Source organism: Nitrospiria bacterium, from assembly GCA_035498035.1.
In the GTDB taxonomy this organism is placed as follows: Bacteria; Nitrospirota; Nitrospiria; order JACQBZ01; family JACQBZ01; genus JACQBZ01.
Genome location: DATKAN010000038.1, coordinates 107990 through 121648, shown reverse-complemented (window position 1 = coordinate 121648; position 13659 = coordinate 107990). Strand labels below are relative to the sequence as shown.

At 58.2% G+C, this 13659-nt stretch carries 11 protein-coding genes; 5 read left to right on the top strand and 6 right to left on the bottom strand.

The annotated features are described in order from the left end of the window. The 5 genes from VMN77_08205 to panC are packed head-to-tail and all read left to right on the top strand — an operon-like array spanning position 1 to position 3983. Positions 1 to 753 carry a fumarylacetoacetate hydrolase family protein gene (locus VMN77_08205; GenBank protein HTN43765.1) on the top strand — a complete coding sequence of 251 codons (753 nt, stop codon included), beginning with the start codon at positions 1 to 3 and terminating at the stop codon, positions 751 to 753. A 28-nt stretch (positions 754 to 781) separates the two neighbouring features. Continuing rightward, complete coding sequence (locus VMN77_08200; GenBank protein ID HTN43764.1) at positions 782 to 1951, top strand: LL-diaminopimelate aminotransferase; 1170 nt, start codon at positions 782 to 784, stop codon at positions 1949 to 1951. Then, entirely contained in the window at positions 1948 to 2469 is a 522-nt protein-coding gene (gene folK, locus VMN77_08195; protein ID HTN43763.1) for a 2-amino-4-hydroxy-6-hydroxymethyldihydropteridine diphosphokinase, read from the top strand. The genes VMN77_08200 and folK overlap by 4 nt, the downstream gene beginning before the upstream one ends. A 2-nt stretch (positions 2470 to 2471) precedes the next feature. Next, the gene (locus tag VMN77_08190) at positions 2472 to 3110 is read left to right on the top strand and encodes a deoxynucleoside kinase (protein HTN43762.1); all 639 of its coding nucleotides are present in this window, start codon (positions 2472 to 2474) and stop codon (positions 3108 to 3110) included. Positions 3111 to 3140: 30 nt separating this feature from the next. Next, positions 3141 to 3983 carry a pantoate--beta-alanine ligase gene (panC, locus tag VMN77_08185; GenBank protein HTN43761.1) on the top strand — a complete coding sequence of 281 codons (843 nt, stop codon included), beginning with the start codon at positions 3141 to 3143 and terminating at the stop codon, positions 3981 to 3983. Positions 3984 to 3996: 13 nt separating this feature from the next. Here panC and pruA read toward each other — a convergent pair whose 3' ends face one another. The 6 genes from pruA to VMN77_08155 all read right to left on the bottom strand — a co-directional run bounded on the left by pruA (position 3997) and on the right by VMN77_08155 (position 13409). Then, positions 3997 to 6939 (bottom strand): L-glutamate gamma-semialdehyde dehydrogenase, encoded by a 2943-nt coding sequence (gene pruA, locus VMN77_08180; protein HTN43760.1) that lies wholly within the window; start codon positions 6937 to 6939, stop codon positions 3997 to 3999. A gap of 98 nt (positions 6940 to 7037) precedes the next feature. Next, on the bottom strand, positions 7038 to 8990 hold the full coding sequence (locus VMN77_08175; protein ID HTN43759.1) for an ATPase, T2SS/T4P/T4SS family: 1953 nt from the start codon (positions 8988 to 8990) through the stop codon (positions 7038 to 7040). 55 nt (positions 8991 to 9045) lie between these two features. Then, positions 9046 to 11574, bottom strand: coding sequence for a DNA internalization-related competence protein ComEC/Rec2 (locus VMN77_08170; protein ID HTN43758.1), 2529 nt, complete (start codon positions 11572 to 11574; stop codon positions 9046 to 9048). Between the two features lie 237 nt (positions 11575 to 11811). After that, on the bottom strand, positions 11812 to 12267 hold the full coding sequence (locus VMN77_08165) for a bifunctional nuclease family protein (GenBank protein HTN43757.1): 456 nt from the start codon (positions 12265 to 12267) through the stop codon (positions 11812 to 11814). A 20-nt stretch (positions 12268 to 12287) separates the two neighbouring features. Next, the gene (locus VMN77_08160; GenBank protein ID HTN43756.1) at positions 12288 to 12869 is read right to left on the bottom strand and encodes a hypothetical protein; all 582 of its coding nucleotides are present in this window, start codon (positions 12867 to 12869) and stop codon (positions 12288 to 12290) included. A 96-nt stretch (positions 12870 to 12965) separates the two neighbouring features. Further along, positions 12966 to 13409, bottom strand: a complete 444-nt coding sequence (locus VMN77_08155) for a bifunctional nuclease family protein (GenBank protein ID HTN43755.1) — start codon at positions 13407 to 13409, stop codon at positions 12966 to 12968. Positions 13410 to 13659 lie beyond the last annotated feature (250 nt).

The window sequence follows — 13659 nt, the reverse complement described above, 5'->3', positions numbered from 1 at the left end:
GTGAAATTCGTCCGATTTCAACATCACAACAGGATCACCTACGGTCTTCTTGAAGACGAGACGATCCGCCGGATCGATGGGGATCCTTTTTCTGGATACACGCCTACCGACGAAGCCGTCCCCGTCAAATCCGCCCGACTGTTGGCTCCTTGCGAACCCTCCAAGATCGTTGCGGTCGGCGTCAATTATCAGGACCACGCCGCGGAGTTTAAGAAAGAACTTCCCAAGGAGCCGTTGCTGTTTCTAAAACCGTCCACGGCGGTACTCGATCCTCAGGAACCGATCCGTCTCCCCGCGCGATCCCGACGCGTGGATTACGAAGCCGAACTGGCCGTCGTGATCGGCAAACGGGCAGTCCAACTCGCCCCGGGGGAAACGCCGAATTTTATTTTGGGATACACCTGCATCAACGATGTCACCGCCCGAGACCTCCAGAAAGAGGACGGGCAATGGACCCGCGCCAAGGGTTTCGACACCTTTGCGCCTCTCGGCCCCTGGATCGTAACCGATCTCCGACCGGACAACCTGAAAGTCGAAAGCTATCTGAACGGGGAGCGACGTCAGGCGGCCAGCACGGCGCAGCTCATATTTAATGTGCCGGCCCTGGTGAGTTTCATTTCGCAGGTCATGACCCTGCTTCCCGGCGACGTAATCGCGACGGGAACCCCGGCCGGCGTCGGTCCTATGAAATCCGGCGATACCGTCGAAATCGTGATCGAAGGCATCGGCCGGCTCATAAACCCGGTACAATAATCGAACGGAAAGGAGCGGTTCTTTCTATATGCCGAAACCCCATCTCGCAAATCGAATCAAAAACCTTCCGCCCTACCTCTTTGCGGCGATCGATCAACTCAAGCAAAAGGCATTGGCCAAGGGAACCGACCTGATCAACCTTGGAATCGGCGACCCGGATCTCCCCACCCCGGTGTCGATCATTCAGCGGCTCCAACGCGCTTCCGAGGACCCTAAAAATCATCAGTACCCCTCCTATGAAGGGCTGCTGACCTTTCGACAGGCGGCGGCCGACTGGTATCAGCGGCGCTTTGGGGTCCGTCTCGATCCAAAAAACGAGGTCCTGACCCTGATCGGATCGAAAGAGGGCATCGGCCATGCTCCGCTGGCTTTCATCAATCCCGGAGATGTGGCCTTGATCCCGGATCCGGGATACCCGGTCTATCACGCCGGGACCCTGTTCGCAGGTGGCCGGTCCCATTTCATGCCGCTCCGAAAGGAAAACCATTTTCTGCCGGATTTCGGCCGAATCCCAAAGGCGATCCTAAAAAAAGCGCGGGTTTTGTTCATCAACTACCCGAACAACCCGACCTCGGCTACCGCCGGAAAGGAATTTTTTAAAGAAGCGATTCGGTTGGCCCGGCGCCACAAGCTGATCGTCTGTCACGACAATGCGTATTCGGAGGTTTACTTCGACGGGGAACGGCCGATGAGTTTCCTGGAACTGGACGGGGCCAAGGAAGTTGGAATTGAGTTTCATTCGCTTTCAAAGACCTTCAATATGACCGGATGGCGGATCGGATTCGCGGTAGGCCATCCCGGGATCCTGGCCGCCTTGGGAAAAGTCAAAAGCAATCTCGACTCGGGAGTTTTCCAGGCCGTCCAGGAGGCGGGGATTGAGGCGTTGAACTTGAGGGAAGCGATCACGGATGAAATCCGGAAAGTCTATCAGGAACGAAGGGACACGTTGGTCTCGGGTCTTTTGGGGCTCGGCCTGTCGGTCGACCCGCCCAAAGCCACGTTCTATGTCTGGGTCGGCGTTCCGAAGGGCTTCACCGCCATGAAGTTCACGATGCACCTTTTGGACCGGGCCGGAATCGTAACCACCCCCGGATCGGGATTCGGAAAATCCGGGCAGGGATACATCCGGATGGCGCTGACCGTGCCGAACGATCGGCTCATGGAAGCGGTCGGCCGGATGGAGCGTTTGCTGTCATGACGGAATCCGTGATCGCTTACATCGGAATCGGCTCCAACATGGGCGACCGGCAGGCCTACTGCCAAGAGGCCGTCCGGTTCATCGCATGTTTCCCGAAGACCTCGCTCGTCGCGGTCTCATCCCTTTACGAGACCGCCCCTCTGGAGCGGACGGACCAGGAATGGTTTATCAACTGCGTCACGGCCGTTCGAACGACGCTCTCTCCCCGCGACCTCCTCCAGGCCTGCCAGGAGGTGGAGCAGTTCCTCGGCCGAAAGCGCAGCGTGCGCTTCGGACCTCGGACCATCGATTTGGACATTCTGTTTTACGGAGACCGGGTCATTCAGGGACCCGAAGTGACGATCCCGCATCCCCGGGCCCATCAACGGCGATTTGTATTGGAGCCGCTGGCCGAGATCGCCCCGGAGCTGAAGCACCCGACACTGCACAAAACGGCGTTGCAACTTCTGCAAGGGGTCAGGGACCTTCAGGAGGTCCGCCGGTGGGCGCCGTTTCCCCTTGAACAAAAGGCCGGATAGGGATGGCGAAAGGACCCAAATATCTGGTCATCGAAGGACCGATCGGCGTCGGAAAAACCAGTTTGGCCAAACTCCTGGCCCGCGAACTGAGCGGGAGACTCGTTTTGGAGCGCGCCGAGGACAACCCGTTTCTGAAGGAATTCTACAAAGACCCCAAGCGTCTCGCCTTCCAGACCCAGATCTTTTTTCTCCTTTCCCGTTACCGCCAGCTCCAGGAACTGTCCCAGTTGGACCTGTTCGAGCGGACGACGGTCACGGACTATTTTTTCCCGAAGGACCGGATCTTCGCCTCGATCAACCTGGAAGCCAGCGAACTGGCTTTGTATGATCAGCTCTATTTTCTTCTGAACCCCACGATCCCGACCCCGGATCTGGTCATCTATCTTCAGGCCGGCCCCGAGGTTTTGATGGACCGCGTTCGTCGCCGCGGCCTGGATTACGAAAAACCGTTGACACCCGACTATCTCGAGACCTTAAACCAGGCCTACAACGATTACTTTTTCCAATACGCCGGGTCCCCGCTTCTGGTTGTTCAAACCTCGGAGATCGACTTTGTGAACCGGCGGGCCGATCTCGATGATCTCCTCCATCAGATCCGGCAGATGAAGAAGGGAATTCAGTACTACATTCCGAAAAAATAAACCCGCAATCATTTCGTTTTGTATGGCTCCATGAGAATCATTCAAAGCATCCCCCAGATGTCGAAGTGGGCCGAAGGGCGGCGGAGCGGAGCGACGATCGGTTTCGTCCCGACGATGGGGGCGTTGCATGAAGGGCATCTTTCGCTCATGCGGGCGGCGCGGCGGCGATGTGACGCGGTCGTCGTGAGCATCTTTGTCAATCCCGCCCAGTTCGGACCGAACGAAGATTATGCCCGATACCCAAGAGACGCCAAGGGCGACGCCGCCCTCTGCCGACGCGAGAAGGCCGCCCTTCTTTTCAGGCCGGAGGCCGACGCCGTTTATCCTAAAGGTCATGCCACCCGGATCCGGGTCGGACGGATCGGCGAGATATTGGAGGGTGCATTCCGTCCGGGACACTTCTCGGGGGTCGCGACGGTGGTGGCGAAGCTCTTCCAGATCGTCCGGCCGGACGTCGCCTTCTTCGGACAAAAGGATTATCAGCAGACCGTGGTCATCAGGCAACTGGTGCGTGACCTGAATTTCCCGGTCAGGATCGTCGTGAGTCCGACCGTCCGTGAAAACGACGGGCTGGCCCTGAGCTCGCGCAACCGTTACCTATCGGCCGAGGAGCGCAAGGCGGCTCTTGTCCTATTCAGAGCCCTACAAATCGGAAGGGCGCAAATTGACCGGGGCGAGCGCGACGCGGGGGCGGTCCGGGAGGCCATGGCCCTATTGATCCAGGAAGAACCGTTGGCCCGAATCGACTATGTAGCGATCGTTCATCCCGATACCTTGAGCGTGGTGGGCCGGATTGAAGGACCGGTCGTTTTGTTGCTGGCGGTCTGGATCGGCAAGACCCGTCTGATCGATAATGCATTGGTTAAACCTTAAACCCCGGAAGGGATTAGTCGGCTGAGTCAAAACCTCGTCGCATCGTGTTTTCGGTCACCACTTTCGGGATCATGAACTGAAGCAGGTAATCCGGCCCCCCCGCCTTTGACCCCACCCCCGATAGGCGATAGCCTCCGAACGGTTGCCGGCCGACCAGGGCCCCCGTGATACCCCGGTTGATGTAGAGATTGCCCGCCGTCATTTCCCTCGACACGCGCTCGATGGCGGCCGGGCTGCGCGAATACAACCCGCCGGTCAGGGCGTAGTCCGTGTTATTGGCGATCCGGATCGCCTCGTCCAGATTTTTCGCGCGCAGGACGGCCACAACCGGACCGAAAAGCTCTTCCCGAGCGATCCGGCATTCCGGGGCGAGATCCGCGATCACGGCCGGTCCGACGTAGAAACCTTCCGGCGGGACCTCCGTCACCTGAAGGATCAGCCGTCCTTCCCGGGCTCCTTCCTCGATGGCCGTCCGGAGCCGCCGCTGGGCCGCCGCATCGATGACCGGCCCGAGCTCGGTCGCCGGATCTTCCGGCGGACCGATGCGAAGCGATTTCAAAGCCCCGATCAGCCGACCGAGAAATGCGTCATAAACCGACTCCAGGACGATTGCGCGTGAGCAGGCCGAGCACTTCTGGCCCTGAAAGCCGACCGCGGACTGGACCACGCCCGGCACGGCGAGGTCCAAATCGGCCGTCTCGTCGACAATAATGGCGTTCTTTCCGCCCATCTCCGCCACAACCCGCTTGACATGCCGCTGGCCCTCGGCCGGCCGGGCCGCCCGCTCGATGATTCCGAGGCCCACTTCCCGGGAACCGGTGAAGGTGATATAGCCGATGGCGGGATGGCGAACGAGATAGTCCCCCACGATCTCGCCCCGTCCGGGAAGATAGGCCAAGACGCCCTCCGGGAGGCCGGCCTCCGTAAAAGCTTTGACCAGATGGTACCCCATGACGGGTGACAGTTCCGAGGGTTTGAACAAAACTGCGTTGCCGGCCGCCAGGGCGGCCGAGACCATTCCGGCCGGGATCGCCAGCGGAAAGTTCCAGGGCGCGATCACGACCCCGATCCCGATCGGGACATAGGAATAGAGATTCCGCTCTCCCGGATAGTCTCCCAGCCGACGGGAGGGCGCTTTCCGCTCGATCTCATCGGCATAGTACCGAAGAAAATCGATGGCCTCGTTCACATCCCGATCGGCCTCCCGCCATGTTTTGCCGACCTCGAACACCTCCCAGGCGGATAATTCCATCCGTCGCGTCCGAAGGCTCTCGGCGGCGCGCCGAAGTATCCCGGCCCGCTCCCCGGCCGGTTGGCGGGACCATTCCATTACGGCCGCCTCGGCCGCGGCGATCGCCCGGTCGGCTTCCTGTGTCCCCGCCGATGCGGACCGTCCCACCACTTCGGAGGGATGGGCCGGATTGATCGACACGATCCAGTCGTCGGTCCGAACCGCCTCCCCGGCGATCCAAAGCGGATAATCCCGTCCAAGTTGTCCGCGCACGGATGCGACCGCATCGGAGAATTGGGAACGGACCCGGTCGACCCGGAAATCCAGAGGGGGCTCGTTTTGAAAACTCTCGATCTTCGGCTCGCGCAGTGGCGCGGCGGCCGGCGCGGCCAACACGGACTCGGGAGATTGACCCTCCACAAAATAGCTTCGAAGGAATGATTCATTCGAGGTGTTCTCGAGCAGTCGGCGGACCAAATAGGCCATTCCGGTGATCAGTTCACCCACCGGCGTGTAGATCCGGACCCGAAATCCCATTCCGGTCAGCGCATCCTGCAGCGGACCGGCCATTCCGAAAAGCATTTGAATCTCGAAGTCCCGCTCGGAGATCCCGCGGCTGCGGGCCGTCGCAATGACCGACGCGAGGCTGCGGACATTGTGGGTGCCGAACGCCGCGCGCACCGTATCGGACGCCGCAAGCAACCGGTCCGCGAGACGTTCGTAGTTGGCATCCGTCTCCCCCTTGACGAGATAGACCGGGACCGTCCAGCCGTTCTGGCGATGGGTCACCGATTCATAGTCCCAGTATGCGCCGCGCACCAGGCGGACGGTAATCCCGCACCGGTGTTTAGCGGCCCAGGCCAGGATTCGTTCGAGGTCCTCTTCCGAATCGCGAAGGTAGGCCTGGATCACGATCCCGGCGTCTCTGAATCCCGAAAGCTCCGGGCGATTCATCGCGCGGGAGAAGGCCTCCAGGATAAGACCCTTGATCGCGTAATGTTCCATGTCAAGATGAATGTGCGCGCCCCGCTCTCGGGCAAGGATCAGCAGGCGGACAAGACGCTCGGTCAGGACGGAAAGGCTCCCTTCCCAGTCCAGAGGATCCGTTTGGGAATACAGCGACGAAAGCTTGACGGCAAGGTTGGCGCGCGGGATCGTACCGAACCGGTCTCCCGAGATTGCCGATGACAAATCATCGGTTGAAAAGCCCGCGAGTTGTTCGATCGCATCCAGGTAGCGACGGAAGTACGCCTCGGATTCCTCCTCGCTGACGGCCACCTCCCCCAACATCGAGACCGACCAGGCGGCGCCCGAACGGTTCAGTTTCTCCAGGTGGGGGCGGGCCGTATCTAGATCCCGGCCGGCGATAAAAGATCGGGCCATCATTTCGACATTGGCACGGATGGCCTTGGCGGCCAGCGGAACGGCGGGCGATCCCGGAATCAAGGTCTTCATTCCCAACGAAAGAAGCGGGGGGGTATTGATCCCGGGACGGTCGAAATATTCCCGGAAAAGGCGCACCACGTCCCCAGAGGACTTCAGGTTGGGCAGAACGTCGATGAATCGAAAGAATGCAACCTTAAAAGACTCATTCTCCATGCACCAGCGAAGGACCTGGCCCTGCCACCACTCTTTTTCAAAAAGGGAGTGGCGCTCCCGTTTCATGCGGGTCAGAATTTCCCGACCGACTCGCTGAGCCTCGCGTTCGATCTCGGATGAGTCCATAGAATCATTATAGCCGATTGAACCCGGTCATCTCTACCGGTCCGCGGGCGGAAGCCGGAAGGGATATACATTAAAGAGAGGCATCGTGCCTGGGGTGATTATGCGGGCTTCGCCTTGGAAAAACGGGCCGGCGGGGCTTCGCCGACGCGGATCCGGCAGTAGGGGCAGACGATCCATTCCGGCTGAAGCGGTTTGCCGCAGGCATGACAGTGATGGGACACCGGATGAGCGCAATACGGACAGACCTGGAAATCGATGTGAATGGACTGTCCGCAATGCGTACAAAAAGTTTGAAGATCCTCGCGGACCTCGATCACGCGCACCAGCTCCTCGATCGTCGTGATACCCGCCTTGACTTTGTTCAGGCCGTCCTCCCCCAGCGATGTCATCTTCGCAGCCAAGGCCGCGGACCGGATGTCCTGTTCGGCCGCGCCGGACACGACCAGTTCTCTCAGCCGCGGCGTCATTTCCAAGATTTCATACAGCCCGGTCCGGCCCTGATAGCCGATGTAGTGGCAGTAGCTGCAACCCTTGCCGTAGTAGAAATCCACGCTCTTCACCGAATCCAAGGGAATGTGCAGACTTACCAGACTTTCCACGGGGGGCGGCGTGACGGTTTTACACCGCGGGCAGACGCTTCTCACCAGGCGTTGGGCAATGACACCCATGACGAGCGATCCCACCAGATAACGCGGTATGCCAAGGTCGACCAATCGCGTGATCGTGGAAGGCGCGTCGTTTGTATGAACTGTTGAAAGCACGAGGTGGCCGGTCATGGCCGCCCGGCAAGCAATCTCGGCCGTTTCCAAGTCCCGGATCTCGCCGATCAGGATCACGTTCGGGTCCTGCCGGAGGATCGCCCTTAAACAGTGGGCAAACGTGAGACCGATGTCCGTGTTGATCTGAACCTGATTCACCCCTTCCAGGTTATATTCGATGGGATTCTCCACCGTCACGATGTTCGTCACCTCATCCCGCATGGCATGGATCATGGAGTACAAGGTCGTCGTCTTTCCGCTTCCGGTCGGGCCGGTGACCAGGATGATGCCCCTTCTGCACCGCATCAGCGAGTGAATCTTGGATAAATTCTGGGGCGACACCCCCAGCGTATCGAGCGCCACCACCAGCCTTCCCTGATCCAGTACGCGGATCACCATTTTCTCCCCGTACTGGGTCGGGAGAGTGGAGAGCCTCAGATCGATCTCCCGGTTATCCGATCGCACGCGCACCGAACCGTCCTGCGGCAACCGCCGCTCGGCGATGTTCAGCTGCCCTAAAATCTTCATGCGGGATATCAACGCCCCGTGGATCCACTTCGGCAACCGGAGGTCTTCCTTGAGCAGGCCATCGATCCGATACCGCACGCGGAAATCCCGCGCGGTGGGCTCAATGTGAATATCGCTGGCGCGCTGCCGAATGGCCTTGGTCATGATCAAATTGGCCAAGCGGATCACCGGCGCCAGGCGGCTCCGTTCTTCCAGAGATTGGGCATCGGCCACCGCGGAGCCGATTTCCGGAATGATCTGGAGAACGGAATCATCGTACTGCTGGGCCGTTTCCTTAACGATGCTCTCCACCGACGTATTCATGTTGTAATACCGCTCGATCGCTTCCAGGATATCCCTGCGCGTCGCGATGACCGGCTGGATCCGGAATCCGCTGGCAAAGCCGAGGTCCCGCAGACATTCATAGTCGAGGGGATCGACCATCGCCACGGTCATCGTTTTATTTTCCAGCGAAACCGGGATGGCGCACTGTTTGCTGGCCAGAGCTTCCGGGATGGCCATGACGATGTCCGGCTCAAGCGCCGTTGTGCTCAGATCCACGAAGGGGTAGCCCAGTTGCGTGGAGAGCGCCTGCGCCAGGGCCTCATCCGAAATGATGCGCAGGGTGATGAGCGTCTCTCCCAACTTCTTTCCCAACCGTTTCTGCTCGTTCAAGGCGCGTTGGAGTTGGTCGCGGGTGATCAGCCCCGCATCGAACAGAAAATCGCCCAAGCGCTTTTTGTTTTTGAACTCCACTCCGTTTTTCTGGGATTCCTTCTCGGACACGGATCACCTTTATTTGAAAATGGTCAATTAAATTCTACTATAGACCCGTCCTTTGTCAAGCCGGACCAAACCAGTACCGATGGAATACCTTCATGAGATTGGAGGCCTCAGCCGCCGCCATTCCACGTCCCCACGCCACCGGATGGGAAACGCTGTCTTGATAGGTCCAAACCCTTCGGCCTTTTCCGTCCGTCTCAAGCAGAACCGCCCCGTCCTGATCCGTACGGTAGACCTTCGTCTTCAAGGCGTGATACACGGACAATGTCTCCGGCGACGGGTGGCGATAAGGATTATTTGCACCGACCGAAATCACCGCCACATCCGGGGCCACTCGGGCCAGAAAGTCGGGATCGATCGAGGTCCGGCTGCCATGGTGCGGAACTTTCAGGACCGTGTTTTTGAGAAGATTCCCCCACCGGAGAAGTTCCCTCTCCGCCGCTTTTTCGATGTCTCCGGTGAACAAAAGCGCCTCCCGTCCGTACGCAACACGCAGGACCAGGGATTGATCGTTATCAGGTCCATCAGGGTCCGCCATTTGGGGATGCAGCGGCACGATCCGCACCGGGCCCCCCAGCAACGGAAATCCACTTCCCGTAACCTGTTTTTCCGGAATCGCCTTGGCCGACACAACCTGGCGAAACCGGTCATAAAAAACCGCCTCTTTCTGCAGGCCGTTCGTCCAAAGTTCGCCCACTTGAAATTTCCGCGCGATATAGACCAGCCCGCCCATGTGATCCAGCTGAGGATGGCTCGCGACCAGGTAATCGATCCGCCAATGACCGGCGTTCCAGAGATAGGGGGCAACGGCCAATCGACCGAGATCATAGTTGCCGTACGCGCCGCCACCGTCGATCAGCATCGTTTTTCCATCCGGCATTTCAATCCACGCGGCATCCCCCTGTCCCACATCGAGAAAGGTCACGCGCAGCCGCCCCTCCGGCCGGGACTCCAACAACCTCACGATCCATACCGTCGTGATTAGAACGCACAAACCGATCGCGGTCCACTTCAAGACGCGATCTACTCTGAGGGAAAACACGAGGGCCCCCGTGAGGTAGACCACCGCCAAGACCAGGACCGGAGGGGATGGAACATGCACCTCGGCCGCCGGGAGCCGAGCGAACCATTGAACCAAGGAGTAAAGTGCGCCTGCCAGAACATCGTTCAGTCCGGACAACGGCAATGTCGTCCGGTCAAAGAGAATCGCCCCGACCGAGCAGACCAACCCCAGCGGGACGATCAACATTCCCACAAAGGGAACCACGATCGGATTGGACAGAAAACCCACCCAGCTTATCTGGTTAAAATAGAACGCCGTCAACGGAACCGTGACAGACCCGGCCACGAGCGTTATCAAAAAATAGACCCGGATCCTCTGCAATGACCGTCCCACCCATGAGGATTCACCTCCCGGGTCCTGGGCCCTGATTTCTCCGGTTTCCCGAACCGAAACCTGATCCCCGCCGGCCAGAGCCATCGCAAGGACCGCCAGGTAAGAAAGTTGAAAGGAGATCGAGAAGAGCGCCTGAGGATCCCAAAGTACGCTGAGGAGAGCTGCCACAGCCAACGCATTCAATGGATCGTCGGCCCGCTGGAACCATAGGGCGGTGAGATAGATGAGGATCATGATGAGAGAGCGAACCGTCGCGATCTGCGCGCCGGCCAGGAGCGTATAGAATACAACCGGGGCAAGGGTGGCCAGGATCCCGAACCGCGTGACGGTCCATCGCCGGCTGACGGACAAAAGCCATTGGGCTGGCATTTGCCGAAAAATCCGGACCGACAGATGAAAGACAACCAAAGCCACCAACGCCAGATGGGAACCCGAAATCGATAGCAGGTGGGTCGTGCCCGAGATCATGAAAGCCTCACGGATCTCGGGACTCAATGCTCCGGTCTCTCCGATGAGCATCGCTTGATACATGGCGGACGAGGCCGGTGAAAGAGACCCGTTCAACACATTCCGAATTCGCTCTCTCCAGTCATAGATCCTGCGCAACGGCACAAACCCGCCGACCGACAGCCGCGAGATTGACTCCGGGCGATGAACGACGGCCAGAGCGCGAATTCCTTCTCTGTACAAGTAGGCCGAATAATCGAAGCCTCCCGGATTGTGGAGTCCGGAAACCGGACGCAGCCGTAGATCGGCTGAGATCTGATCACCGTAGCGCAGTTCCGGGACAAAATCTCGGACGATAAGCCGCAGCATTCCACGGACCGGATATTCCTTCCCGTTTTGAAGGACCGAACGGGCCTTCAGAAGAAGACGCGTGGACTCCGGCCCGTGTTGAAGCGGCTCTTCGATAACCCCGACGAATCGTACCGCTTCCCCGGATGTGAATCGGGCCAGATCATCAGCTGGATTTATCCGCGCAACGCTTTGGAATCGAACCGCTCCCAAACAAATCAATAAGACAGCTCCCCCGACCTGGATGAGATTTTCCCGCCGGGGTCGCAAAGCGGAGATCAGCACGGCTCCGACGCTTGCAAATCCGATCGTGGTCAATGGATAATAAGTCCAGGCTTCACCAAGAGCGCTGCCTGTCAGATAGCAAACGGCCATCCCCACTAAGGGTCTTGACATCGAGTCGGCTCCTTGTGCAATCCTACTGCAGCAAGGATTATGCCAACGCATTCACGGTTCCCCGTGCGGAAGGTTGAGCCCTAAGGCGTTATCCGAACAGAAAAGGCGTGTTGCAAAAAAACAGTCTGTTCAGGCGTTCAGGATGAAGATCTGGGTCGAACTCGGCGTTCATATCGGCGTTGAGGTGCTTCTGAGGCAGGAATCAAAAAAGGGCGGGGGCAGCAAGGAAAGCGATCGTTACACGGTATGTTCCCCTGAGTCTTTCGGTCCCAACTTTTCCAGCCAGGCATCAAGGCTTTCGCCCCCCCTTTCCTTGAAGACTTCATTGGCGGCATAAATCGGCACATGGGTGCGGAGGGCCAAGGCGATGGCATCGCTGGGACGGGCGTCGATGCTCAGCAGGCTGCCGTGCGATTCGATATAGACCAAGGCATAGTACGTGTTGTTCTTGATTTCCGTAATGATCACCTTCTGGACCCGGAGACCCAGATGATCCAGGACGTTCTTGAGGAGATCGTGCGTCATCGGGCGGGTCGGAAGGATCCCCTCCAGCGCGAACTTGATCGCGCTCCCTTCCGTAACCCCGACCCAGATCGGCAAGACCTCTTTGTTGCCCTCCGCCCGCAACAGCACCACTTGGGTTTCGGTCTTGGGATCGGTCAACACACTCTGCACACTTAATTTGATATCCATTGTAATTCGGTTCCCCGTCGTTAAAATGGCAGGCGCTGAATCAGACCGTCGCTCGCGACCGCCATCGTCTTCTCAAAACTGGAAGGGGCCCGGGGGAAAATCAAAAAGACATAGCCGCGGCTTTCGCCGGTGCCCTCCCAGAGGATTTCACCTTTTTCGGTATCCCAAACACGACCGTTCAGCTGGACCTGTGTCGCCCCTTCGGTCATTTCAAGTCTTTGCAACTCGGTCAGAAGCAGGTACCGGGTTCCCACCGCCTTGCCGATCTGCTGAAGCGGATCCTGCTGGGGAGGTTGCTGGACCGAATATTCTTTCACCAAATTTTGATAAACCCCCTCAAGACCGGCTTCGCGAATGCGCTTCAGGGTTTCGTGAGGATCGATCCAGGTTTGGCCGGCTCGGTGCTGCCGGAAACTCTCCAGAAAGATCCCGTCCGCCGTGGAAAGGTAACCACGGAGTGTGCCGTGGCCAAAGAGAGGAAGCAGCCCCAAGGCCTGTTGTTCAAACAGATTGGGCGGAAGACCCACTTCGCGATAGGATTCCGTAGAGAGATCGTCGATGGTGGCACAGCCCAGCGTCAACCACGCCACCAGGCATGCCATGAGGCCTGATCCAATCCCAAAATGATTGAACCGAATTTCCCTTTCGCGAACGCATCCGAGACCATTTACGCCGGATTGTCTTTTTCTCATCCCGACCTATGCGTCGTATTTTCCGAAATCTTCCGGACGAAGATTGTCCAACCAGCGATCGAGCTCCTCCGTGCTGTGTTTCTGAATCACATCCTCGGTTGCAAAAATGGGCGCGTCCACCCGGAGGGCCAGTGCGATGGCATCGCTGGGACGTGAATCAATCGTATATTCCGAATCCCCGTAGAAAACATGAATCTTTGCGAAATAAGTGTTGTCTTTCAGGTCCGTGAGGACGACACTGATCACCTTGGCATTGCTGCTTTCCAGGATGTTCTTCATCAGGTCATGGGTCATGGGGCGTGGGGTAAAAACCCCTTCCAATGCAAAACTGATCGCGCCGGCTTCCGGCTTCCCAATCCAGATCGGTAAAACCTCTTTTTCCTGATCATCTCGCAAAATGATAATGAAGGCATTATTGAAAGGGTCGTACATCAACCCTCTAACTTTCATCTGGAGCACAGCCCACCTCGAGAATTCACTTTTTCATTCACGCGAGAGCCGGCCCGGAATGATTGCCTTCCCGGCTCTTTGTGACTGAAATATAATATATAATAATGCGGGGGTTATTTCAACACGTTTTTTCGGCGGTTTCACCTTGAAAAGTGCTTATTATTTTTCATGAATTATCCATAAGTTGTGCTTCAACCAAGGGATGTCTTGCGAACCTTGACATGGACTTTTTTAAACAGTTATAATCGCT